The following is a 23060-nucleotide window of genomic DNA, read 5'->3' as shown; positions in this document are numbered from 1 at the left end:
CCTTTCAGAAGGCCAGGGAGTCGGCGCGGTCACCGGCGGCGGGTGGCGCGGACGACGACGTCGTGCAGGGGGACCGCTCGGCCCCCGTGGCCGGTGAGCGTGCGGCGGGGCTCTTCGGCGGTGACGATCTCCCACTCCGTGCCGTCCAGGCGCGCGGTGACGGTCGCGGAGGTGGCCGACGCTTCGGCCGGATGCTGGTGCCCGTGGCCGGTGGAGTCCGAGGTGTGCAGGTGCCCCACGATGAGCAGCGTGCCGCCGGGAGCCACCCACCCGGCGATGCGATCGTAGAACTCCAGCTGGGGCATCGCCGGGTGGGCGTAGTGGGTCATGACCAGGTCGAACCGATCGCCCGGGTTCCAGAGGCGCAGATCCGCCTCAACCCACTGCAACCGCTCGGAGGCCCCGCTCGTCGCCGCGCGCTCGGCAGCGCGAGCAAGGGCCTCGGACGAGATGTCGGCCGCGGTGACGTGCCAGCCGTGAGAAGCGAGCCAGATCGCCTCGGCGCCGCCGCCGCACCCGGCGTCCAGTGCCGTGCCCGGTGTCAGGCCGCTGGTCTCACGGGCGAGGTACGGGTTCGGCGGGTTGCCGCCCATGGACCCGGAGCCCCCGGCTCGCCCCTCTTGCCAGTGCCGCTCCCAGAAGTCCTTGTCGAATTCGTAGGTCATAGGTCGTTTTCCCTTGTTCGCGATGATCTCTCCGCCGTGGCGTTGTTCATGGTGCTGACAGAGCAGGCAGATTCGCAAACGCTGTTGCCGAATGGCAAAATGACGGGGTGGACGAAACCATAGACCGCACTCTTGACGCTGTGGGACCGAGGTTGAAACGCCTTCGGCTGCATCGAGACGTCACGCTCGCCGACCTCGCGGCGGAGACCGGCATCTCCACCAGCACGCTGTCCCGGCTCGAGGCGGGCCTGCGACGTCCCACGCTCGAGCAGCTGCTTCCGCTTGCCCGCGCCTACGGGGTCACGCTCGACGAACTCGTCGACGCGCCGCCGACCGGCGATCCCCGCGTCAATCTGCGTCCCATCCCGTGCGGCGACGGCTCGATCGTCCTGCCGCTGACCCGAAGGCCCGGAGGAATCCAGGCCTACAAGTTCGTCCTCCCGACCGGAAGCGACGACGCCGAACCCGACCTGCGCACTCACGAGGGCTACGACTGGGCCTATGTCCTCAACGGAACGCTCCGCCTTGTGCTCGGCGAGCATGACCTCATCCTCAGGCCAGGGGAGGCGGCGGAGTTCGACACGCGAACCCCGCACTGGTTCGGGGCCACCAGCGCCGGACCCGTCGAGTTCCTGAGCCTCATCGGCAAACAAGGCGAACGCGCGCACGTCCGTGCGGCACCGAGACAGGCCCCGGTCGAGTAAGAAAGCTCAGGTACGGCACGCGGGCTGGCTCAGCAGGGCTGGGGGCGTGCGAAGTCCATGTCCTTCATCCGGGCCGCCTGGCCCTTGGTCCGCCACCGGAGGAACAGCGCGGCGGTGACCGGCACCCGGCACCGGGCCGGTCGGCTCCGGGCCGGCGCCGGGGGAGGGCCTCCGGGCACGATGATCGCGAGGTACTACGCCTTGATCAGGCCGAGCTGCTGCAGCTGTGAATAGATGTCCACGACTCCCCATATGTCGGTGATCTGTCCGTCGGCGAAGCGGGCGATGAAGATCTCGTTGTACGTGACGGATCTGCCGGTCGGGGGCATGCCCCGGTATTCACCGGAGTTGGTCCCGGTGACCCTCTGCCGAGCGACGATCTTGTCTCCGTCCGCGAGCAGGTCCTCGACGCTCACGTGAATGTCGGGGAACGCGCGCAGGAGGACGTCCCATATGCGCTTCTGCGCCTGCACCGCGGTCACGCCGGCCAGTTCCGCCGTGTGGAACCGCCCGTCCGGGTGAATGAACTCGTCGATCGCCTTCGAGATGATCTCCAGATCGCCGCTGTTGATGGCCTCGTGGAAGCGGTGGTACGTCTCCTTGTTGCGTGCTTCCTGAGCTGTTGACATGTCGCCTCTTCCGGTCGAGATAGTGAAACCCGCGTCTCTGTAGTTACCGACCAGACAGCCCCTCGGAATGTGAGGCCGGCGCGTCGCCGGTGGTCCAGTTCCAGTTGGTGATCATGGTGCGCATCAGGCGGGCGGCGGTCGACAGGTGGCTGTCGGCACCCCAGTACAGCGTGAGCGCGCGACGGCAGTCGGGGCTGTCGACGGTGATCGCGGCGAGGGGGGCCCAGATGGAGGTATGCCGGGCGAACGAAGGGACGAGGGCCATGTCCTCGGCCGCCCAGTGGAGTGCGACCTCGATGGAGGGATGGGCCCGTTTGAAGGCCGCCAGCGGCCCGGTGAGGGTGAGGAACGTCTCCGACGCCAGCCGACCCCCCTCGCTCTCCAAACGGGCGATGGTATGACTCAGCGAAGGCTGGGCGATCCGCAGCTCGTCGGCCGCCCGGCTGAGGTGCTCCAGCCGCGCCACCACCAGGAACTGCCTGAGCGTGTTCAGCTCCATCATGACTCCCCGGGCATAACAGCATAGCAATATTGATCTTAGACAAGATAACTGCCGAGCCATAGTGTCGAGCCCGCTCGCGAACAGCGAGAACAAAGTGAGGAGGGATGTCGCATGCTCACCGTGGCCGCGCGGACACTGCGGGCCGTCGTCAGCGCGCATGTGGTGGCGATCGTCGGCCAGCCCGTGTTCGCCGGGGTGTATCTGACCGGCGACTTCGACAGCCTGCGCTGGCACGCGATCGGCGCCGACGTGGTCACCTCCATCGGCTATCTGCAGGTGATCGTGGCGATCGTCGTGTGGATCCGGCTGCGCCAGGTGTGGCCGTTCCTGGCCACGACGGCGGTGGTGGCGGCCGAGACGGTGCAGTACTTCGCCGGGTTGGACGGCGCGCTGTGGTTGCACATCCCGCTGGGTGTGATGACCGTCGTCGCGCTCGTCGTGCTGTTCATCGCCGTCTGGAGCCGGCCCTTGCCGCGGCGGGAGGTCCGCGATGCGTGAGGATGACGCCCGGGGCCTGACCCGGCGGCGGGTTCTGGGCATCGGCGGGGCGCTCGGGCTGATGGCGGCCACCGGGCTGTCGGCCTCGGCCGCGCTGGCCCGCCGGCCGTCGATCACCGGCGCCGAGTTGCGCAGTGCCGTACCGCTGCCGCCGCCTTTCCAGGTGCCGCTGCCGATCCCCGCCGTACTGAAGCCGGTCAGCACCTCCGGCGGCGCCGACCGTTACGAGATCACCCAGAGTGAAGCGAGCGCGGAGATCCTGCCCGGTGTCACCACGCCGATGTGGACGTACGGCGGGACCTTCCCGGGGCCGACGATCGAGTCGCGCCGCGGTCGGCCGGTCACCGTGACGCACCGCAACGAGCTGCCCGTCCCGACGGTCGTGCACTTGCACGGCGGGCGGACCCCGGCGGCTTCCGACGGGTATCCGACCGACCTCGTCCTGCCCGAGGGCCGGCAGGAGCACTCCGTGCACATGGAACACGGCATGCGCGACCCGAGGGCCGTGGTGACCGAGCTGACCAGGGACTACACCTTCCCGCTGGACCAGCGGCCCACGCTGCTGTGGTACCACGACCACCGGATGGACTTCACCGCCCCCGCGATCTGGCGGGGCCTGGCCGGGCTGCACATCGTCCGCGACGACGCCGAGGACGCCCTCGGCCTGCCCGCCGGACCGCGCGAGCTGCCCCTCATGATCGCCGACCGGGCGTTCGCCGCCGACGGCAGCCTCGCCTACCCCGCCCTCGACCCCACCCTGCGCGTACGGCCCGGCGTCCGCGAGCCGTACCTCGCCGGGGTCCTCGGCGACGTGATCCTGGTCAACGGCGCACCCTGGCCCGTGCACGAGGTCGACGCAGCCCGCTACCGGCTGCGCATCCTCAACGCCTCCAACGCCCGCCACTACGAACTCGAAGCGGTCACCGACGACGGGCGCCGCCTCGACCTCGTCCAGATCGGGGCCGACCAGGGGCTGCTCGCCGCCCCGGTCACCCACCGGCTGCTGTCGATCGCGCCCGCCGAACGCTACGACGTGGTCGTCGACTTCTCCGGTGTCCCGGCCGGGAGCCTCGTCAGGGTGATCAACCGGCTCGGCGCAGGCCGTACCGGCGACGTGATGGCCTTCCGCGTCGCCCGCGGAGCCGCCGATGACAGCCGCATACCCCACACGCTGTCCACCGATCTGCCGGATTGGCGGCGTTCGGACGCCGTCAGGGTGCGCGACTTCTCCTTCCGTGCCGGGCAGATGCACGCGGGCCACGGCTGGCTCATCGGCGGCCTGCCGTTCGACCCCGCCCGCGCCGATGTCACGGCCCGGCTCGGCGACATCGAGGTCTGGCGGCTCGTCGCCGACGTCCACCATCCCGTCCACCTGCACCTGGTCGGCTTCCGCGTGCTCTCGCGCAGCGGCAGGGCGCCACTGGCCCACGACGCGGGGCTCAAGGACACCGTCTCGCTACGGCCCGGCGAAGCCGTGGAGATCATCACCCGGTTCGACGGCTACCGCGGCCGTTACCTCTTCCACTGCCACAACGCCGAACACGAGGACATGGGCATGATGGCCAACCTCGAGATCATTTAAGGCTACTTCACATTAGCTCGTGAACAGAGCTAATGTTTTGAGTATGGGCAGTACAGATCTTCCCGACGCTCTCGCGGGCGTCCTGACCGGTATCCAGCGGCTCCTACGGCGCAAGCTGCGCCGAGGGCTGACCGGGCCGCGGTTGCGCGGTGCCCAGGTCGAGCTGCTGCGGCTGGTCTCCACCAACCCCGGCATCGGCGTCTCGGCGGCGGCCAAGGAGCTGTACCTGGCCGGAAACTCGGTGTCCACGCTGGTCAATCAGCTCACGACCGCCGGGTTGCTGCGCCGGGAGACCGGCACCGCCGACCGCCGTTCCGCCCGGTTGCTGCCCACCCCCGAGGCCGAGGCGCGGCTGCGCGCCTGGGAGGAGCGGCGCGCGGCGCTCGTCCGCGAGCAGGTGGAGCGGCTCAGTGAGGAGGACCGGGCCGCGCTGACCGCCGCGCTCCCGGCGCTGCGCAGGCTCGCCGAGGGCCTGCACGAGGAGGTGGGGACGGCATGAGGGACGGTACGCCGACGACGGGTGACGCGGTCACCTGCACCGGCCTGCGCTATTCGTTCGGCCGGACCAGGGCCGTCGACGGCGTCGACCTGACGGTCACCGCCGGAGAGGTGTTCGGTCTGCTCGGCCCCAACGGGGCGGGCAAGACCACCGCCATCCGATGCGTGACCACGCTGCTGCCCGTTCCGTCCGGGATGGTGCGGGTTTTCGGGCACGACGCGGCTACCGAGAAGATGGCGGTGCGCCGCCTGCTCGGGTACGTGCCCCAGCAGCTGTCGGCGGACGCGAGCCTCACGGGCCGCGAGAACGTCTCCCTGTTCGCCCGCGTCTTCGACGTCCCCCGGCGCGAGCGCGCGGGCCGTGTCGGCCAGGCGCTGGAGGCGGTCGGGCTCGCCGACGTCGCCGACCGGATGGCCGGCACCTACTCCGGTGGCATGGTACGCCGCCTCGAACTCGCCCAGGCCCTGGTCAGCGCGCCCCGCCTGCTCATGCTGGACGAGCCGACGATCGGGCTCGACCCCATCGCCCGCACCAGCGTCTGGGAGCACATCATGGCGGTGCGCGCCGCCACCGGGATGACCGTCCTGGTCACCACGCACTACATGGACGAGGCCGAACAGTACTGCGACCGGGTCGCGCTCATGCACAAGGGACGCGTACGGGCCCTCGGCACCCCGGAGCGGCTCATCGCCGACCTGCGCGAGCGGCGAGGTGACGACGCGGTGCCGACGCTGGAGGACGTGTTCCGCGACGTCGCCGGAAGCGGCCTCGACGAAGGAGGAGGGGAGTTCCGCGATGTCCGCCGTACCCGCAACACCGCCTCCCGTGTCGGCTGACAGCGCCGGCGCGGGCGGCCTCGACCTGCTGCTCGTTCCGCCGCGCGCCCGTACGGGGTGGCGCGTGCTGCCCGCCAGGGTCGCCGCGATGTGCGTGGTGGAGCTGCAGAAGCTGCGCCACGATCGCACCGAGCTGTACACCCGCGCGATCCAGCCCGCCCTGTGGCTGCTGATCTTCGGTGAGACGTTCACCCGCATCAAGCTGATCCCCAGCGACGGCATCCCGTACCTCGACTATCTGGCCCCCGGGATCATCGCCCAGTCCACGATGTTCATCGCCATCTTCTACGGCATCCAGATCATCTGGGAGCGCGACTCGGGGGTCCTGACCAAGCTCCTGGTCACGCCGACCCCGCGAGCGGCGCTGGTCACCGGCAAGGCGTTCGCCGCCGGTGTGAAGGCGATGATCCAGGCGGTGGTCGTCATGCTCATCGCCGCGCTCCTGGGCGTGAGCATGACCTGGGACCCCGTGCGCCTGGCCGGCGTGATCGTGGCCGTGCTGCTCGGCTCGGCGTTCTTCTCCTGCCTGTCGGTGACGATCGCCGGAATCGTCCTGACTCGCGACCGGCTGATGGGCATCGGGCAGGCGATCACGATGCCGCTGTTCTTCGCGTCCAACGCGCTCTACCCGACCACGGCCATGCCGGACTGGCTGCAGTACGTCAGCGCGGTAAACCCGCTCAGCTACCAGGTCGACGCGCTGCGCGGACTGCTGCTCGGCGTGCCCGCGCATCTGCCGCTGGACTTCGCGGTGCTGTTCGCGGCCACGGCGATCGGCATCACGGCGGCGTCCGTACTGCTGGGGCGGCTGGCGCGGTGATCCGCGGGACGCCCGCCACGGGGGCGATCAGGAAGGCCAGGGCGAACAGCAGCTGCAGGACGCCGGCGATGGTGACGGTACGGAGACGGATTCGGGACTCGGTGTTCTCCATACGTCAGACGATCGCGCCGGCCGCTGACCAGGCACTCGCACGCCGCTGGGACGACCGCCGTACACCCCCGGCGGCCATGACAGCGGCCGGGAGGTCACACATCGGGCACGGCACGGTCACCGTGTGGCCCGGGCTCGAACGCCCGCGCCGATCCTTCCGTCGGAAAGGTCATGACACGTCACCGTGTACGTCTCGCCGTCCTGCCGTTGTCCGTCATCCTCCTGACCGCCTGCGGCGCAGCGGATACGACCGCCGCCGGTGCCCCCGAACCGAGGTCCGGAGCCCAGGGGCAATCGGGGTTACGCGCGGGCAGCGTCGACGACAACGCCGCCTTCACCGCTTACTTGGACTACCGGAAGAAGTTCGCCGACGGCGACCAGGAGGTGCGCGACGCCGATGTCCGCGGGCGCAGGATCGTGACCGTGACGGACAGGGGCGGCCGGCCGCTGTCCGGCGCCACGGTACAGGCTGGAGATCAGAAGGCGCGCACCTACGCCGACGGACGCGCGCTGATCTTCGGTGACGGCCGGATCACCGTCTCGTACGGCGGAGCCACCGCCGCGGCCACCGGCCAGACGCCCAAGGTCAAGCTGCCCGTCACCGGACCGGAAGGCCGGGCCAAGCTGCAGGTGCTGTTCCTGATCGACACCACCGGCTCGATGGGCGACGAGATCGGCCGCCTGACCGCCAGCGTCGACTCGGTCGCCGCACGCATCGCCAAGCTGACGGCGGGGCCTGAACTGGAGCTCGGCATGACGCTTTATCGCGACAAAGGCGATGAATACGTCACCAGGACCACCGACTTCACCGCCGAGGTGGGAACGTTCCGCGAGCAGCTCACCGCGGTGCGGGCCGAAGGCGGCGGTGACACCCCCGAGGACCTGAACGCGGCGCTCGCCGAGGCGCTGGCCAAGCCGGCCTGGCGCGAGGACGCCGTCAAGCTGGTCTTCCTCATCGCCGACGCCCCGCCGCACCTCGACTACGACGGGCCGGACTACCTGACCGAGGCCCGCCGGGCCGCCGAACGTGGCATCAAGATCGAGCCGATCGCCTCGTCGGGCCTCGACGCCCAGGGCGAGTACATCTACCGCCAGCTCGCCCAGCTCACCATGGGGCGCTTCACCTTCCTCACGTACGGGGCCGACGGTGTCTCGCCGGGCGACAAGACCGAGCATCACGTCTCGGAGTACGCCGTGCTGGCCCTGGACGACCTGGTGGTCAAGCTGGTCGCCGACGAGCTGAAGCCCCTGTCGCGATGAGGCGACGCGCGTTCTCCACCATCAGGGTGCCGTAACCGGCGATGAAGAGGGCGGCTCGAAGGCCGGGTCACGTGACCAGGCGCAGCCACGCCGCCGCGAGCGCGGCGTGGCCGGCCGGCGTCGGGTGCACGCCGTCCTCACACCGGCCTGGACGACGCCGCGGATCGGCAGGAGGAACGGCTCGACGAGGATCGACACCACATCCGGGTACGCGTCGGCCACGTCCGCCTGCCAGCGGGCTTCGAGGTCCATCACCTGATCGAATCGCCGGTGAACACCACGGTGCTGCCCGGTCGGAGAGTGATCGTCATGTGTGCTCCTTTGATGATGGTGCGGGCGTTGCGGCGGAGGGTGTCAGGCGTCCTGGGGGACGGCGTCGTCGAGGGGAGTGGCCGCCTGGCCGCCGGCGGCGTACCGGGTGCGGGCGATCCCCCAGCCGACGAGGGCCGCCGCGACGGTCGTGAGGGTGAGGCCCGCGATGGTGACGGCCTGGTGGAACTCGCCGGTCTGCTGCGGGCTCCAGTGAGAGGTGGCGATGTCGCCGGTGAACAGGGCGGCGAGGATGGTGCCGGTGACGGCGATGCCGGTGCCGGAGGTGACCTCGGTGGCGGTGTCGACGAGCGCGGTGCCGATCGTGGTCCGGTTGTCGGGGAGGCCGCGGACCACGTTGAGCCCGGCGACGACGCCGACCACGCGCATCCCGGCCGCCACGAGGACGAGCGCGATCGCGACCCACAGGTAGCCGACCCGGCCGAGCAGGCCGTAGACGGCGAGGCCGGACACGACCGCCGCGGCGCTGATCCAGGCGGCCCGGTCCAGGCCGACGCGCTGCACGAACGGGTTGACGAACGCGCTGCCCGCAATGAGGACGACGACCTGCGGCAGCATCCCGATGGCTGCCTGTGCGGGCGTCCAACCCCAGTCGAGCTGCAACTGCAGCGTCACCAGGTAACCGAGTCCGGCGGTCGCCAGCCCGGTGGCGGCCTTGTAGGCCAGGCCGCTGGAAACCAGGGGAAGGGCGAGGAGCTTCAGGTCGAGCAGCGGATGGCGGGCCAGGCGCTCGCGCAGGACGAAGCAGATCGCCGTCGCGGCGGCCGCGGCGGTGGCCGCCCAGGGTCCCCATGAGCCGGCGCCCTCGTCCACGAACAGCGTCGGCGTGAGGAGTGCGAGCACGATCGTCGCCGTGCCCAGCAGCATCCCGGGGACGTCGAGTGGGTCGCGGTGGAGGTCTGCCGGGTCGTCGGCGGCGATGCCGGAGCGCACGCCGAGGAAGGCGAGCACGGCGATCGGCACGTTCACCAGCAGCAGGGCCTGCCAGGGCACGATCGCCAGCACCAGGCCGCCCGCCGTCGGGCCGATCGCGAGCCCGACCAGGCCGACGGTCGAGATGAGGGTCACTGCGCGCACGCGCAGGCCGTCCTCGTCGAACAGCCGGAACGCCAGCGCCATCGATCCCGGGGTCGTCATCGCCGCGGCGACCCCCATCGTCGCCCGGACGGCGATCAGCTGCTCGGCGGTGGTGACCACGGCGGTCGCCAGGCTCGCCACGCCGAGCAGGACCAGCCCGATCAGCATGATCCGCCGTCGGCCGAACCGATCGGCGATCGCGCCGAACGCCAGCATCAACCCGCCGAACACGACCGCATAGGCGCCCGTCACCCACTGCAACGCGATCGTCGAGGCGTGCAGCTCGCGTCCGATCACGGGCAGCGCGACGTTCAGGATCGAGTTGTCCAGCATCTCGAAGAGGAACACCGCCGACAGCCCCGCCAACGCGACCCACGCCTCCCGCAGCGACCGGGGAGTACGAGCAGCCATCTCATTCATGGAGGACTCCCTTCACGTCGTGATCCCGACGGGGACCCTGATCAGGGCGATCCGGCCGCTCGCGCGGGCCGTGGTCGCGGTGGAGCGCGGCCCGCTGGGGGGTTGCTCCGGCGACAATGACAGTGGTCTGTTCGAAGGACATGCCACTAGATTATGCGACTAAGTTAAGTGACACAAGAAAGTGAGGTCGGGATGCCCAGGACCGGAGCGCGAGGCGGACCGCAGACGCGCGCGAAGATCTCGGAGGTCGCGACCCGACTGTTCCTCGAACGCGGATTCGACACGGTCACGGTCACCGAGGTCGCGCGGGAGGCCGGGGTCTCGGCCGTGACGGTCTTCAAGCACTTCCCGCGCAAGGAGGACCTCCTGCTGGACCGGGAGGTCGACGCTGTCGGGCTCCTGCGCTCAGCGGTACACGACCGCGCCCCGGATGCCGGAGTGCTCCAGTCCCTGCGCGACACGGCGTTCCGCCTCCTCGAGGAGCGACACGCCCTGTCCGGCCTCAAGGACGGGTCCGTCCCCTTCTTCCGGACCGTGGCGGCCTCGCCCACGCTGGTCGCCCGCGCCAGGGAGATCGCCTCCGACCTCCAACAGACTCTCGCCGGCGAGCTCGAACACGACCCGCTCTTCGACGGCGACGCCCCTTTGCTCGCCGCCTTCTTCATCGCCGGCTACACCGTCGTGCTGGTGGAGACCGCCCGGCGCCTGATCGCCGGCGACCCGGCCGACACCGTCGCAGACGACCACCGCGCCCGCCTGGAGCGCCTGTTCGACGCCCTCAGCAACGGAGTCGTGTCCCGGCCGTGAGGATCACCGCCGCACTGCCCGCATCCGCCAGGAACTCGTGAGAGGTTCGGCGAGGAGATCGCCTACGAGATCCGGCTGACCGGTGCGACCAGACACCGGATCGGCAGCCCGACCTGGGAGCCACTCCCGGCTTCGGCAGGCAAGGCGTAAGGGCGCGTGGTGTCCGGGGGAATCGGCGATCACGATGGGGTGCTTGCCGTCGCGGATGAGCTGGGAGGCGAAGGTGCGGCGCAAGTCGTACGGGCCGAAGGACTCGCCGAGATCGGGCACGTGCGCGAACGCGGCTCCCCCAGCTCCCGGCCCCAGCGATGTCGGTGGCACCTGATGGAATGCGCGGGACCAAATCGTGCGACGTCGTAGGAGCCCGCCGTGGACCGTCACGCATGGAAGCCGTTCCTTCAGCGCTGGAGCGAGGAGTGGCGCATCGCCCATCCCGACGAGGAGCCGGACGGAGAGCCCTGGCTCGGGTGCCCGCCCGCCACCGAGGACGAGGTACGGGCCCTGGAGTCGCGTCTTGGGCGCGTGCTGCCCCCATCATTCCGGGAGTTCTTACTGGTCACCAACGGCTGGCGGCAGGCGGGTAACTTCGTCTGGAGCCTACGCGGCACCGAGGAGATCGGCTGGTTGACCGATCTGGAGCCGCGGTGGGCCGAGGTCTATGCCAACTGGGATGAGGAGGACACAGAGCCTGCGGCGGCACGATCGTTGCTGATCTCTCTCGAGGCGGACGCCGGTGTTGTCTACCTCGACCCGGGTGACGTTGATGAGCGCGGTGAATGGGCGGCTTACGACGTGTTCTCGTGGACGGGCATGGGCCCCGAGCGGCACGGCTCGTTCCACGAGAAGATGCACCACTTCTATGCCGGATTCCACGCCCTCGACCGCCCCCAATGCGAAACCCAGCGTGAGTGGGACGTCCAGGTCGAGGACGCCCGGCTGGCGAGCCTCCGCGGCGAGGTGGAGCGCCCGCTGGCCGTCCTTGCGCAGGCCGCGCGTTTCGGCCGTGACCGTGCCTCGTTCCTGAACTTCCAGATGCGGATCTTGTTGAGGGAAGAGGACGACGACCCGTTCTACCGGCTGCTCACCCACGGCGACACCCGGTCGTGGACCCTCGACGAGGACCTGTTCGCCGCGCAGGCCCTGCCGCTGCTGTTCGCCGCGCACGAACGGGCTCGCCGCTTCGGCTCCGGCTCCACCGTCCAGTTCTTGCGGGACCGCGGTCCACAGCGGGTCAAGCACTTGCTCGGCCATTATCAGGCGCGGCAGAAAGAGCCGGGATTCCGGCTCTGCTTCGGCAACCCGGAGTTCGACGCGGCCGCGCACGCCGCGCTCGACGCCGGTGACAAGGCCTGGCCACGCCTGCGTGACGCCCTCGCCCACTGGCGGCCGCTGCATGAGGACCATCTCGCACCGATCGCCCTGCTGGCCGATCCCCGGGCCGCCCGCCTGATCACGCCAGAGCGCGGACGCGAACTTTTGGCCACGAGACGGGGCTGAACGCAGGTCAGTTCGCCGTCGTGAAAGTCAGTCGCGGCGGCGCGTGGCTCTTTCCGCCGGCGGTGGCCCGGGAGTCGGCCGGCGGGATCGACGCGAACAGCTTCTCCAGCAGCACACGCCGCTCGGACAGCGGACGGCGAGTCAGGTCCTGACCGTGCAGGCGCCGAACAGACTCACTGCGTTTCAGCCGGGCTCAAAAGCGTGACCGCGTCAGCTGCCGAATTCCTCGGCGATCTTCTGAGCGATGGCCTCCGACTTGGGGGTGTAGACCCGATAGAAGTCCTTGCCGCACTCCAGATCGTCCAGAGCGGCCTTGATCTCCTTGTCCAGGTACGGCTTGGCCTCGGCGGCGGTGAGCCTGGCTCCGAAGGTCCGCCCGATCTCGCCCTTCTTGGGGGGCGACGGCACGTCGGGAACATCCTCGCGCTGCCTGCGGCCGATCTCGTCCTCCTGATCGAGGAACGCGGTCCAGCCGCGGGTCGACAGTTGCGACGGCCTGGTGCCGGAGACCTTGTATCCCTTGCCCGTCAGGCACATGGCCATGCTCGATGCCAGCTCGACCAGTTCGGCGTCGCCGTCGATCTCGCGCTCAGTCGCCCTGTCCGAGGCGGCGGCGAGCTGGTCGAACAGGTCCGTGTCGGACGTCACCTTCTTGCCGAGGGCCTGCTTGGCCGCGACGACGGCGCAGGCGTTCACGGCCTTCCAGTAGCTCTTGCTCTGAGCAGGGGAGAGCTTCGTCCAGATGTCCCCGTTGGGGTCGGCCCCTGAGAGGTCGGGCATGTTGTCGGGGGCGTCTGGGCCCTTCGGGTAGACGTATAACGAGAAGACCCCGAAGCCGTACTTCGCCCGCTGGGCCTTCAAATGCTCTGTTCAATGAAGTATGGTAAATCGCGGCAGCCTCGACGACCCCCGCTCGAGTTGTGCGACCAGCTCTGAAACTCAGGTCCGCACTCGATGAGAGTCGAGAGTCTCAGAAGTCCCATGGGTGTCCTCGACCGCCGTGGCGCATCGGCGTCGCGGTGCCTCCGATGGCCGGTAGGCGGCGGGTAAGCGGGAAGTCCCTCCGGATGCCATGATCATGGACCATGGACCTCGACGGTTCCTGGGGAAAAAGCCGTCGACCGTCCCGATCGCATTCTCGAGCTGCTGGCCATTCAGCAGCTCGATGAGCTGTCGCATAATTACCGCCACGAGCGGACGAGCATGTCAAGGGACGGCCCAGGCGTGCGTACGAAGGGGCGACAGGCCTGGACTCGAGCGCCTTGGAGGATGCCGTCGCGGCGCGCGGGGTCGAGAGCAAATTCCCCTTCCTGAGCTTCATGGCCGGCCTGATGGCGAGGAATGGGATTTCGGCGATGAGGCCGCGGCTCCCGCGGCTCGCCCACCACTACGGCGTCAATGACGACTCGGATAAAAAGGTCTCCGCATGGTGGCCGCGATTTAGGAATCGAGGCGGAGAAAGAACCCGCATTTGGTCGTTCTCCCGCGGAGCGGATGGCACGGTGCAGGCCCAGATCGAGCCCTTCCTGAGCGAAGTCGATCGTCTCTTCCTGCGCTACGGGACGCTGCCGTCAGACGCCTGCCCCCTGCATGGATGAGTGTGTCCGCCAGGGAGGGTCCTCTTCATGACCGAAGCGCCTGCCGCCAGGTCGGGATCCGATCTCCGATCTGGCGCGCCACGGGGAGCCGGATGTGACTGCTACACCGTTCTCCCAGCACCGGGGCCGGAATTGCTCCTGCACGCGAGTGCAGGAGCGTGGACCTCGGGTCACCAGCCTGCCGCGGTGCAGAATTCGTCCCCTACGCCCGGAGCCGTTGGCCAAGGGTCGTAGCAGGCTTTCCATGGCCCTCCCTGGCGACCGACTGTGGCGGTGTCGTAATTGCCGTTCCGGGGGATGTTCACCACGGCGGTCTTGGTGCCGGCGGCGCTTCTGAGGAATAGCTGGTCGCCTTCGCAGGCGCCCACCGCTTGCCCGTGATAGCCGTTCCTTGTTCCACCGGTGCCGTCGCAGTACCAGAGCCGTAACGCCCCCCGTGTGTGTCGGCGACCACGTGGCAGGGAGCCAGGGCGGCGGCTCCGGCCGTCGCCGGGGTCGCGAACAGCGCGGCTCCTCCGATGATCACAGAGGTGGCCGCGATGACGAGTTTGCCGATCCGCGTCCGCACTCTCCTGTTTCGCGGGTTTCGGTTGGGACGGTGGGGGATGAGCCAGGCGTTCGTGACCGCGAAATGCCGGGTGCGATGCTCGCCTCGCATTCTTTCGCCGGCTTCGGCTGAAAGAGAGTCTGGCTGATGGCGATCAATGGCCGACAGGTCATGGACCGGACATTCACCGGACATTTTCCCGCACCCGGAATTATTCGGTTCCCATTTTCGCGGCCACGCCTATGCTCGGCTTCATGACGGACACGGAGAAAGAGGCGGTCTTAAGCCTGCAGCGGCAGTTCGACGAGGCCGAGCTGGCCGCGGACGCCGACCGCTTGCGCGAGTTGCTGGCCGGCGACTTCCAGTCGATCGGTCCCAAGGGGTACGTGCTCGACAAGGAGCAGTGGATCGGCCGTCACACCCAGTTCGAGTATCACGCCCTGGACACCAGCCGGATCGACATCCGGATGTATGGCGACGCCGCGATCGTCCGCAACGTGCAGAGCAACAAGGCGACCTCGCACGGCCGGCCGGTGGCGCTGCGGGTGCGGGTGTCCCAGGTGTGGGTGAAGCAGGAGGGCTCGTGGCGGTTGGCGGGCATCCAGTTCAGCCCGATGGCCGACGACGCGTAGCGATGACCGGATCCCGGCGGTGGGTCGCCCTCTCTGTCGTCTCCGTGGCTCAGCTGATGGTGGCCCTGGACGCGACGATCATGAATATCGCGTTGCCCTCGGCGCAGCAGGCCCTGCATCCGTCCGACGCCGACCGGCAGTGGGTGGTGACCGCGTACACGCTGGCCTTCGCGGGCCTGTTGCTGCTGGGCGGCCGGATCGCCGACTACCTCGGACGTAAGCGGGCCTTCCTGGCCGGGCTGGCCGGGTTCATGGCCGCTTCTGCCGTCGGGGGTGCGGCGGTGAACTTCCCCATGCTGGTCGCGGGCCGGGCGTTGCAGGGCGCCTTCGCCGCGGTCCTGACCCCTACCGCGCTGTCACTGCTGGCCGTGACGTTCACCGAGCCGAAGGAGCGGGCCAAAGCGTTCGCGGTCTACGGCGCGATCGCCAGCGGCGGGGGAGCGGTCGGGCTGCTGGCGGGCGGTCTGCTGACGGAGTTCGCGTCGTGGCGCTGGTGCCTGTACGTGAACATGATCATCGGGCTGGCGGCCGGTCTGGCCGGGCTGTGGGTGCTGGCCGATGGCGAGTCCCAGGGCAGGCAGCGCTTCGACGTGCCCGGCGTGCTGCTGGTGACGAGCGGGCTCGTCGCCATGGTGTACGCGTGCACGCAGGCGGTGGCGGCCGGATGGGGAGCGGCTCAGGTGATCGTCCCGCTCGGGGCGGCCGTGCTGTTGCTGGCGTCGTTCGTCCTGTGGGAGTCGCGGGCCGCTCAGCCGCTGCTGCCCCTGCGCCTGTTGTGGGAGCGCAACCGGGGTGGCGCCTGCGTGGCCTCGGGGCTGGCGATCGTCGGGCTGTTCGGTATGTCGCTGCTGCTCACGTACCATTTTCAGGCGGTATTGGGCTACTCGCCGTTCCAGGCAGGGCTGGCCTTTCTGCCCATGACGCTGGCGGTGGCGGCCAGCGCGTTCGGCATCGCCAGTCCGTTGCTGCCGCGGGTGCCCGCACGGCTGCTCATCGTACCCGGGCTGCTCGTCACGGCCACCGGCCTGCTGCTGCTCACCGGGCTCACTCCCGAGAGCGACTACCTCACCGTGATCGTGCCGGCCGAGGTGCTGCTGGGCGGGGGGATCGGCTGTGTCATCACCCCTGGGTTCAGCGTCGTGACCCAAGGCGTCGACCGCCGGGAGGCCGGCGTGGCCTCGGCCATGGTCAACACCGCCCAGCAGGTGGGCGGCTCGCTCGGCGCCGCGCTGCTCAACACGGTCGCCACCGCGGCCACCGCCGCCTCTCTGCGCGCGGGCCTTCCGCAGGCGCGGGCGCTGGTCCACGGGTACACGACCGCGACGGCGTGGGGAGCGGGGGTTCTGCTCCTGGCCGCCGCGCTGGCGGCCCTGCTGATCAACGCACCCGTCCCGGAGGCTCACGCCAGGCAGCGGTAGAGCGGCGCGGCGAGGTGGGTGACACGCTGGAACAGCCCCTGGCAGGTGGTGGTCGTCTAGCGAAGGGTTGCGATGCCGGCCAGGAAGATGTCGACGCCGGAGAGGAACTGTTCGCGGTCGTCGTGCTCGCGCAGCTGCGTCGCCGCTCTCACCACGAACGGGTACTTGCCGGGGTCCAGCTGCGACCATTGTGCGGCGACGGTGGCCAGGAGGGCCGAGCGGTCCGCCTCACTGCCGGCAAGGACCCGGGCGTTCGCGGCATTCTGCCCGGCGACTCCGAGCACGTAGTTCACGAGCGCGCCCGCAGCATCGAAAAGTGCATGTTCGGGAACGCCGAGCGCATCGAGCAGCCTGCCGATGCACTCGTAGATCTCCAGCAGCGCGGGACGCCACGGCTCCCGGGAGAGTTGAGCGCCGACCCAGGGGTGCGCGTCGATCGCGTCAAACAGGCCTGATGCGACAGTACGCAGAGCTTCCCGCGGCTCCGTATCGATGACCACGCCGGCCATCACGTCGGCCATGACGTCGCCGGTGGCCGCCGCGAGCAGGTCGCTCTTGTTCGCGACATGGTGGTAGATCGCCCCGTAGCCGGTGCTCAGGCGAGTGGTGAGCGCACGGAAGGTCAGCGCGGTCTCGCCGTCGGCGTCGAGGATCTCGGTCGCGGCCTTGACGATCAGCTCCTTGGACAGCCCGTCCGTGCGCCGCGGGGTCCGCTGAGTCTTGTTCGCCATGGTCGCATTATCGCATGTTTGGATCGTCGATCCAAAGTCGTGCTAGCTTGATTGGATCGTCGATCCAAACCCCTCTGGAGGGAACACCATGACGACCCCGGTCACGATCATCGGTGCCGGCCTCGGCGGTCTGGTGCTGGCCCGCGTCCTGCACGTACACGGCATCCCCGTCACGGTCTACGAGGCGGAGCCCTCACCGGCCGCGCGCCGTCAGGGCGGGATGCTCGACATCCACCCCTGGAACGGCCAACCGGCGCTCGAGGCGGCCGGCCTGATCGAGGGGTTTCGCGAGCTCGTCCTGGAGGGCCGCGAGTCCTACCGGGTCCTCGACCGAAAGGGGACCGTGCTGCTCGACCGGCCCGACGACGGCACGGGCGAGCGTCCCGAGGTGCAGCGCGGCGAGCTGCGGCAGCTGCTGCTCGACTCACTTCCGAACGGCATCGTCCGGTGGGGGTGCAAGGTGACCGGCGTGCAGACACTGGACGAGGGCCGCTACAAGGTGGGCCTGGCCGACGGCACCACCGTTGTCACGAGTCTGCTCGTTGGCGCGGACGGCGCGTGGTCGCGGGTTCGTCCGCTGCTCTCGGGCGCCACCCCCGAGTACGTCGGCGTCTCGGTCATCGAGACGTTCCTGTTCGACGGTGACACCCGCCATCCCGCCGCCGCGAAGGCGGTTGGCGCCGGATCGCTGTTCGCGCTCACGCCGGGTAAGGGAATCCTGGCCCATCGGGAGAGCGGCGGAACCCTGCACAGCTACGCGCAAATGGTGAAACCACAGGACTGGCTCGCCGGCATCGATCTCACCGATGCCGCAACCGTGACCGCGCGTGTCGTCGAGGAGTTCGACGGCTGGGCTCCCGAGCTCACCGCCCTGATCACCGACAGCGACACCCCGCCGGTCCTGCGCCGCCTCTTCACCCTGCCGACCGGACACCGCTGGAATCGAACATCGGGTGTGACCCTGCTCGGCGACGCCGCCCACCTCATGCCCCCGAACGGCGAAGGCGCCAACCTGGCCATGCAGGACGGCGCCGCACTCGGCCAGGCCCTCGCCGCCCGCCCCGACGACGTCGAGGCCGCAATCGCCGAGTACGAACAAGCCATGTTCACGCGCGCCGCCGCCGAAGCCGCAGACGACGACATCTACACGATCATGTTCGGCGACGACGCACCCCACAGCATGGTCGCCATGCTGACCGGAGCCGAGCAGGGTTCATGAACTGCGGCGCCCTGCTGTGTGGCCAAACCTCTTCGCCCGCGCCAGCCGGACGTGATCGACCGCAGGGCGCAGTTCGTGAGCCGCGGGTCGCAGTCACGGTCGTCGTCCCTTGGCGGGGATGGCGGTCACCCAGCATGCGCAGCGCCTCTTCCGGTGCGAGGCGTCGCGATGCATCCCCGAATCGGTGGTCGAGCGCATCATCGGAGCGTCGGTCCTAGGAAGACCGCTCCGTTCCTGGGCCATCGAGGGCGATGGCAGTGTGAAGGCCCGTCCGAACGAGGAAGAGCGGTGATCAGGCGATGAAGGCGGTGCGGTTCCACGAGTACGGCGGGATCGATGTCCTGCGGGTGGAGGAGGTGGAGCGTCCGGTGCCCGGCCCCGGGCAGGTGCTGGTCGAGGTCCGTGCGGCCGGGATCCAGCCCGGCGAGGTGATGATCCGGCAGGGTGCGCGGCACGAGCGCTGGCCGGCGACGTTCCCCTCCGGGCAGGGCAGCGATCTGGCCGGACTCGTGGTGGAGGTCGGTCCGGAGGTGCGTGGTGTCGCGGTGGGCGACGAGGTTCTCGGCTTCACCCACAAGAGGGCGAGCCACGCGGAGTTCGTCGTGGTGGACGATGTGCAGCTGACCCCGCGTCCGAAGGGGCTGTCCTGGGAGGTGGCCGGGTCGTTGTACGTGGCCGGCACGACGGCGTACGCCACCGTGTTCGCGGTCGACCCCGGGCCGGGCGACACGGTCGTCGTGTCCGGTGCGGCGGGTGGCGTCGGGTCCCTTGCGGTACAGCTCGCGCGGCGGCGCGGCGCCACGGTGATCGGGCTGGCGAGCGAGCCGAACCACGCTTGGTTGAAGGATCGCGGTGTCGTTCCGGTCGCGTACGGGGAGGGTGTGGCCGAGCGGATCCGGGAAGCCTGCGGCGGGAAAGTCGACGCTTTCATCGACACGTTCGGCGACGGCTACGTGGAGCTGGCAGTGGAGCTGGGCGTGCGGCCCGAGCGGATCAACACAATCTGCGACTGGCAGGCCGCGGCCAAGGTCGGTGCGCGTACCGACGGAGAAGGCGCCGCGGCGTGCGCGGTCGTGGTCGGCGAGCTGGCCCGGCTCGCCGCGCGTGGGGAGCTCGAAGTGCCGATCGCCCGCACCTACCCACTGGAGCAGGTACGGGACGCGTACCGCGAGCTGGAACAGCGGCACACTCACGGCAAGATCGTGCTCCGTCCCTAGCGGGGGAAGGCGAGCCGTTCGCCCCTCAGGGTTGACCTTGACCTTAGGTCAGCGTGCACGCTGAACGGGTGACCGACCTGAACTCCACCTGGACCGGCATGGTTCCGGTCGACGACACCGCGCTGGCCGTGACCGACACCGGTGGGCCCGGCCGGCCCGTGGTCTACCTCAATGGACAGTTCGCCACGCAGTCGTACTGGCGGCGCGTCATCGCCGAACTCGGCGGCGAATACCGGCACATCACCTACGACATGCGGGCTCGCGGCCGATCGAGGCGTTCGGCGGCGGCCGCCTCGTTCGAGGCGCACGTCCGTGACGTCGACGCCGTCCTCAAGGCGAGGGGCGTTGACCGGCCGCTGCTGGTCGGCTGGTCCTACGGCGCGCCGGTCGCGCTGCACTGGGCCGGCCGGAACCCGGACCGCGTCCTGGGAGTGGTGTCCGTGGACGGCGCGTACCCGCACGGCTGGACCGACACCGTCACCCCGGAACGGATCCGGGGGCTGTTCCGCCGGTGGGGCTGGCTGTTTCCGATGCTCCGCCCCCTGCACTTGTGCGCGAAGATGTCCGTCGAGGAGCATGCCCAGAGCAACATCGAGCTCGTCGAGGTCTGCGCTGCCCTCGGCCCGGTCCTGGACGGTGTGACCTGTCCGGTCCGGTACGTGGTCGCCACGGGTGCCAACCTCGGCGGCAGCCGGGAGGAGATGGAACAGATGCGCGCCACCCTCGACCCGGTGCTCGCCCGCAACCCGAACATCAAGATGAGCGCGAAGGTCGCCGGCAACCACGGCAACATGCTGCGCAGGGACTTCCGCGCCGTCGCCGACGCGGTTCGCGAACTCGCCGGCACCCCACGATCGGTCGGCTGAGCAGATGACCGGCGGCGTCACGATCGGCCAGGCGGCGGCATTCGCCGGCGTCACGGTGAAAACCATCCGGCACTACCACAAGCACGGCCTGATCGACGAACCCCGCCGCGACAGCTCCGGCTACCGCCGCTACGGATCGGCCGACCTGCTGCGGCTGGTCCAGATCCGGACGCTGGCCGCCGCCGGCGTACCGCTCGCCGAGATCGGGGCGATACTCGACGCCGACCCTGACCAGTTCGCCGCCGCGCTCGTCGACGTCGAACGGCGCCTCACCGACCGGATCGACGATCTGATCGCGCGGCGCGACACGCTGCGCCGGCTCGCCACCGGCGACCGGGCCCTGCTGCCCGACCGCGTTCTCACGAAGCTGGACAGGGTGGCCGCCGAGCTGGGCTTCACCCCGGACGACGTGACGATGGCCCGGGAGGGCCTGGTGCTGATCAGGGCCCTGGTGCCGGAAGGCTTCGACGACTATGTCACCAAGGTCGAGCGCGCCCTCGACGACCCTCGGTACGTCTCCTTGGTCAAACGCCTGTGGTGTGCCGCCGAGTGGGAGCCGGACGACCCCCGGATCGACGAACTCGCCACAGCCATGGCCGACCACTTCCTCGCCCATCCCTCGCTGCTGCCGATCCCGGCCGGACTCCGGGCCCGCGCCGACGGCGCGATTCGCTACAGCCTGCTCAGCCACCACGGACAAGAGCAGAAGCCGGCCTGGGCTCGGCTGGATGAGTTGTTCGAGGCAAGGATGCGCTCGGCCGGCATCGACCTCCCGTAGCGGACTCCCCGGCGCCTATGAAACCGACGAGCGTGGCGAGGGCCCCATCCCGGCGAAGAGAGCGTCGAGGATCCGGTCGACATACTCATAGGTCAGTTGTTCCTGAGTGATCAGGAGCTGGAAGTACAGCGGGCCGGACAGGATCGCCATCGCCAGGTCGAGGTCGAAGCCGGGTGACAGCTGGCCCTGGTCGCGGGCCGCTTTCAGCCGGGCGACGGTCTTGTCCGCCTGCGGGGTGATGAAGCGCTCGTTGAGTGCGGCGGCGACCTCGGCATTGTGCTGGGCCTCGCCGATCAGGGCCTTGTACAAGGGGCCGAAGGGTGGCGTGGCCAGCAGGTCGACGGCCGCGCGGATCTGCGCGCGCAGGTCGGCGACGATGTCGCCGGTGTCGGGATAGCCCAGGCCGGGCTCGTTCAGCGACAACAGCGAGTCGAGCAGCAGGGCGCCCTTGGACGACCATCGGCGGTAGATGGTCTGCTTGCTCGCGCCCGCACGGGCGGCGACCGCTTCAATGCTCAGTTTGGCGTAGCCGATCTCCTGGCCGAGCTCCAGCGTGGTCCGCATGATGGCCTCGGTCCGGTCGGCGCCGCGGCGATGGGGCGTGTCGGTCATGCCGACACCTTATCGGTACGGTACGTGCCGTACTTGACATCCGAAGTCCTACTTGGACATCATCCTATCGAGACGGTGCGTTCCGTACCGATAAGAGCCGCCAGGCACCTCTTCGGAAAGAAGAAGATCTTTGATGCCCATTCCTGCCGACCCGACCGTGGTGCATCCCATGCCCGAGCAGCCGCGGGTGGTGCTGCTGAGGCCTCTTGTCACCTCGCCGCTGATCGAGGTCGGAGAGTTCTCCTACTACGACGACCCGGATGATCCGACCGCCTTCGCGACCCGCAACGTGCTGTACCACTACGGGCCGGAAAAGCTGGTCATCGGGAAGTTCTGCGCGCTGGGCGAGGGCGTGCGATTCATCATGAACGGCGCCAACCACCGCATGGACGGGTCCTCGACGTTCCCTTTCCCGATCATGGGCGGCTCCTGGGCCGAGCACTTCGACCTCATCACCGGTCTGCCCGGACGGGGTGACACCGTAGTAGGAAATGACGTCTGGTTCGGCTACCGGTCCATGGTGATGCCGGGTGTCCGCATCGGCCACGGAGCGATCATCGCCTCCGGGGCCGTGGTCGTCGACGACGTGCCCGACTACGGCATCGTCGGCGGCAACCCGGCCCGGCTCATCCGCCGCCGCCACAGCGACGCCGACATCGACCGTCTCCTCGCTGTGGCCTGGTGGGACTGGCCGCTTCAGCACATCACCGAGCACATCCGCACGATCATGTCCGGCAGCATCGACGACCTGGAGAAGGTGGCCGCAACTTGGGAGTCGAGTCATCATGAGTGACCCGCAGGTGGAGCACACCGTGCAGGCGAAGTTCGAGATCGTCGAGTTCAACGAGAGCGTGTATGACGAGCACGCCGAGGGGCCCAAGCTGACCCGGGTAACGATCCGCAAGCGCCACCAGGGCGTGATCGAGGGAACGGGTGTCGCCGAGGTGCTGACGGCCCAAGGCGGCGCCGGCGGTGGCTACGTCGCCTCGGAGCGAATCGAAGGCACGCTCGACGGCCGCCAGGGCACCTTTGTCATCCAGCACTGGGGGCTGGCCGATGGAGCCGAACAGGGCAGCGAAGGGAGCATCGTCCCGAGCTCCGGGACGGGAGAGCTCGCCGGGATCGCCGGTCGGGCGATGGAGCGCGAGTTCCAGGTGCTCACGCTGGTCTACACGTTGTGAGATCACTCGAGCCGGATCTTGGCT

27 protein-coding genes are annotated in these 23060 nt (G+C 69.3%); 18 read left to right on the top strand and 9 right to left on the bottom strand.

The window, feature by feature from the left end:
* Positions 1 to 29 precede the first annotated feature (29 nt).
* Complete coding sequence (locus ACWDRB_RS49855) at positions 30 to 665, bottom strand: class I SAM-dependent methyltransferase (protein ID WP_449906810.1); 636 nt, start codon at positions 663 to 665, stop codon at positions 30 to 32.
* A gap of 152 nt (positions 666 to 817) precedes the next feature.
* On the opposite strand from ACWDRB_RS49855, the gene ACWDRB_RS49850 reads away from it, so the two are divergent.
* Positions 818 to 1369, top strand: a complete 552-nt coding sequence (locus ACWDRB_RS49850) for a helix-turn-helix domain-containing protein (RefSeq protein WP_449906807.1) — start codon at positions 818 to 820, stop codon at positions 1367 to 1369.
* A gap of 194 nt (positions 1370 to 1563) precedes the next feature.
* On the opposite strand, the gene ACWDRB_RS49845 is transcribed toward ACWDRB_RS49850, so the two are convergent.
* Together ACWDRB_RS49845 and ACWDRB_RS49840 are read right to left on the bottom strand one after the other, a co-directional pair.
* Positions 1564 to 1998, bottom strand: coding sequence for an ester cyclase (locus tag ACWDRB_RS49845; RefSeq protein ID WP_355196334.1), 435 nt, complete (start codon positions 1996 to 1998; stop codon positions 1564 to 1566).
* A gap of 43 nt (positions 1999 to 2041) precedes the next feature.
* Positions 2042 to 2500, bottom strand: a complete 459-nt coding sequence (locus ACWDRB_RS49840) for a LysR family transcriptional regulator (protein WP_449906803.1) — start codon at positions 2498 to 2500, stop codon at positions 2042 to 2044.
* 111 nt (positions 2501 to 2611) lie between these two features.
* Here ACWDRB_RS49840 and ACWDRB_RS49835 point away from each other — a divergent pair, with 111 nt between their 5' ends.
* From ACWDRB_RS49835 to ACWDRB_RS49815, 5 genes are read left to right on the top strand one after another with little or no spacing between them, the layout of a single operon-like run.
* Complete coding sequence (locus ACWDRB_RS49835; protein ID WP_449906800.1) at positions 2612 to 2998, top strand: hypothetical protein; 387 nt, start codon at positions 2612 to 2614, stop codon at positions 2996 to 2998.
* Positions 2991 to 4580 carry a multicopper oxidase family protein gene (locus tag ACWDRB_RS49830; RefSeq protein ID WP_449906798.1) on the top strand — a complete coding sequence of 530 codons (1590 nt, stop codon included), beginning with the start codon at positions 2991 to 2993 and terminating at the stop codon, positions 4578 to 4580. The genes ACWDRB_RS49835 and ACWDRB_RS49830 overlap by 8 nt, the downstream gene beginning before the upstream one ends.
* A 43-nt stretch (positions 4581 to 4623) precedes the next feature.
* Positions 4624 to 5079, top strand: a complete 456-nt coding sequence (locus ACWDRB_RS49825) for a MarR family winged helix-turn-helix transcriptional regulator (RefSeq protein ID WP_449906795.1) — start codon at positions 4624 to 4626, stop codon at positions 5077 to 5079.
* Entirely contained in the window at positions 5076 to 5915 is an 840-nt protein-coding gene (locus tag ACWDRB_RS49820) for an ABC transporter ATP-binding protein (RefSeq protein WP_449906792.1), read from the top strand. Before ACWDRB_RS49825 ends, ACWDRB_RS49820 begins: the two co-directional genes overlap by 4 nt.
* Complete coding sequence (locus ACWDRB_RS49815) at positions 5905 to 6735, top strand: ABC transporter permease (RefSeq protein WP_449906789.1); 831 nt, start codon at positions 5905 to 5907, stop codon at positions 6733 to 6735. The genes ACWDRB_RS49820 and ACWDRB_RS49815 overlap by 11 nt, the downstream gene beginning before the upstream one ends.
* Here ACWDRB_RS49815 and ACWDRB_RS49810 read toward each other — a convergent pair.
* Positions 6695 to 6847 carry a hypothetical protein gene (locus tag ACWDRB_RS49810; RefSeq protein WP_449906787.1) on the bottom strand — a complete coding sequence of 51 codons (153 nt, stop codon included), beginning with the start codon at positions 6845 to 6847 and terminating at the stop codon, positions 6695 to 6697. The genes ACWDRB_RS49815 and ACWDRB_RS49810 overlap by 41 nt on opposite strands.
* A gap of 170 nt (positions 6848 to 7017) precedes the next feature.
* Here ACWDRB_RS49810 and ACWDRB_RS49805 point away from each other — a divergent pair, with 170 nt between their 5' ends.
* Positions 7018 to 8106, top strand: coding sequence for a VWA domain-containing protein (locus ACWDRB_RS49805; RefSeq protein ID WP_449906783.1), 1089 nt, complete (start codon positions 7018 to 7020; stop codon positions 8104 to 8106).
* A gap of 21 nt (positions 8107 to 8127) precedes the next feature.
* On the opposite strand, the gene ACWDRB_RS49800 is transcribed toward ACWDRB_RS49805, so the two are convergent.
* Both ACWDRB_RS49800 and ACWDRB_RS49795 read right to left on the bottom strand, forming a co-directional pair.
* Entirely contained in the window at positions 8128 to 8358 is a 231-nt protein-coding gene (locus ACWDRB_RS49800; RefSeq protein WP_449906780.1) for a hypothetical protein, read from the bottom strand.
* Between the two features lie 102 nt (positions 8359 to 8460).
* The gene (locus ACWDRB_RS49795) at positions 8461 to 9933 is read right to left on the bottom strand and encodes an MFS transporter (protein ID WP_449906777.1); all 1473 of its coding nucleotides are present in this window, start codon (positions 9931 to 9933) and stop codon (positions 8461 to 8463) included.
* Positions 9934 to 10125: 192 nt separating this feature from the next.
* Between ACWDRB_RS49795 and ACWDRB_RS49790 the strand changes: the two genes are divergently transcribed.
* Together ACWDRB_RS49790 and ACWDRB_RS49785 are read left to right on the top strand one after the other, a co-directional pair.
* Positions 10126 to 10740 carry a TetR/AcrR family transcriptional regulator gene (locus ACWDRB_RS49790; RefSeq protein ID WP_449906774.1) on the top strand — a complete coding sequence of 205 codons (615 nt, stop codon included), beginning with the start codon at positions 10126 to 10128 and terminating at the stop codon, positions 10738 to 10740.
* Between the two features lie 369 nt (positions 10741 to 11109).
* On the top strand, positions 11110 to 12237 hold the full coding sequence (locus ACWDRB_RS49785) for an SMI1/KNR4 family protein (RefSeq protein ID WP_449906771.1): 1128 nt from the start codon (positions 11110 to 11112) through the stop codon (positions 12235 to 12237).
* Between the two features lie 210 nt (positions 12238 to 12447).
* On the opposite strand, the gene ACWDRB_RS49780 is transcribed toward ACWDRB_RS49785, so the two are convergent.
* On the bottom strand, positions 12448 to 13098 hold the full coding sequence (locus ACWDRB_RS49780) for a hypothetical protein (protein ID WP_449906768.1): 651 nt from the start codon (positions 13096 to 13098) through the stop codon (positions 12448 to 12450).
* Between the two features lie 401 nt (positions 13099 to 13499).
* Between ACWDRB_RS49780 and ACWDRB_RS49775 the strand changes: the two genes are divergently transcribed.
* The 3 genes from ACWDRB_RS49775 to ACWDRB_RS49765 all read left to right on the top strand — a co-directional run bounded on the left by ACWDRB_RS49775 (position 13500) and on the right by ACWDRB_RS49765 (position 16432).
* Positions 13500 to 13835, top strand: coding sequence for a hypothetical protein (locus ACWDRB_RS49775; protein ID WP_449906765.1), 336 nt, complete (start codon positions 13500 to 13502; stop codon positions 13833 to 13835).
* A gap of 801 nt (positions 13836 to 14636) precedes the next feature.
* The gene (locus tag ACWDRB_RS49770) at positions 14637 to 15014 is read left to right on the top strand and encodes a DUF4440 domain-containing protein (protein ID WP_449906762.1); all 378 of its coding nucleotides are present in this window, start codon (positions 14637 to 14639) and stop codon (positions 15012 to 15014) included.
* 2 nt (positions 15015 to 15016) lie between these two features.
* Entirely contained in the window at positions 15017 to 16432 is a 1416-nt protein-coding gene (locus ACWDRB_RS49765) for an MFS transporter (protein ID WP_449906759.1), read from the top strand.
* 56 nt (positions 16433 to 16488) lie between these two features.
* On the opposite strand, the gene ACWDRB_RS49760 is transcribed toward ACWDRB_RS49765, so the two are convergent.
* Positions 16489 to 17163, bottom strand: a complete 675-nt coding sequence (locus tag ACWDRB_RS49760) for a TetR/AcrR family transcriptional regulator (protein ID WP_449906756.1) — start codon at positions 17161 to 17163, stop codon at positions 16489 to 16491.
* An 88-nt stretch (positions 17164 to 17251) separates the two neighbouring features.
* Here ACWDRB_RS49760 and ACWDRB_RS49755 point away from each other — a divergent pair, with 88 nt between their 5' ends.
* The 4 genes from ACWDRB_RS49755 to ACWDRB_RS49740 all read left to right on the top strand — a co-directional run bounded on the left by ACWDRB_RS49755 (position 17252) and on the right by ACWDRB_RS49740 (position 21243).
* On the top strand, positions 17252 to 18382 hold the full coding sequence (locus ACWDRB_RS49755; RefSeq protein WP_449906753.1) for an FAD-dependent oxidoreductase: 1131 nt from the start codon (positions 17252 to 17254) through the stop codon (positions 18380 to 18382).
* Between the two features lie 299 nt (positions 18383 to 18681).
* Complete coding sequence (locus ACWDRB_RS49750) at positions 18682 to 19599, top strand: NADP-dependent oxidoreductase (RefSeq protein WP_449906750.1); 918 nt, start codon at positions 18682 to 18684, stop codon at positions 19597 to 19599.
* 68 nt (positions 19600 to 19667) lie between these two features.
* Positions 19668 to 20465, top strand: coding sequence for an alpha/beta fold hydrolase (locus ACWDRB_RS49745; protein WP_449906747.1), 798 nt, complete (start codon positions 19668 to 19670; stop codon positions 20463 to 20465).
* Between the two features lie 4 nt (positions 20466 to 20469).
* Positions 20470 to 21243: a MerR family transcriptional regulator gene (locus tag ACWDRB_RS49740; RefSeq protein ID WP_449906744.1), complete on the top strand. Its 774-nt coding sequence runs from the start codon at positions 20470 to 20472 to the stop codon at positions 21241 to 21243.
* Between the two features lie 15 nt (positions 21244 to 21258).
* On the opposite strand, the gene ACWDRB_RS49735 is transcribed toward ACWDRB_RS49740, so the two are convergent.
* The gene (locus ACWDRB_RS49735) at positions 21259 to 21855 is read right to left on the bottom strand and encodes a TetR/AcrR family transcriptional regulator (protein WP_449906741.1); all 597 of its coding nucleotides are present in this window, start codon (positions 21853 to 21855) and stop codon (positions 21259 to 21261) included.
* Positions 21856 to 21988: 133 nt separating this feature from the next.
* Between ACWDRB_RS49735 and ACWDRB_RS49730 the strand changes: the two genes are divergently transcribed.
* Both ACWDRB_RS49730 and ACWDRB_RS49725 read left to right on the top strand, forming a co-directional pair.
* On the top strand, positions 21989 to 22648 hold the full coding sequence (locus ACWDRB_RS49730) for a CatB-related O-acetyltransferase (RefSeq protein ID WP_449906738.1): 660 nt from the start codon (positions 21989 to 21991) through the stop codon (positions 22646 to 22648).
* On the top strand, positions 22641 to 23036 hold the full coding sequence (locus ACWDRB_RS49725; RefSeq protein WP_449906735.1) for a DUF3224 domain-containing protein: 396 nt from the start codon (positions 22641 to 22643) through the stop codon (positions 23034 to 23036). The genes ACWDRB_RS49730 and ACWDRB_RS49725 overlap by 8 nt, the downstream gene beginning before the upstream one ends.
* Positions 23037 to 23060: the final 24 nt, after the last annotated feature.

The sequence above is a fragment of the Nonomuraea sp. NPDC003707 genome (genome assembly GCF_053587055.1).
This window is presented reverse-complemented; position numbering and strand designations above follow the sequence as displayed.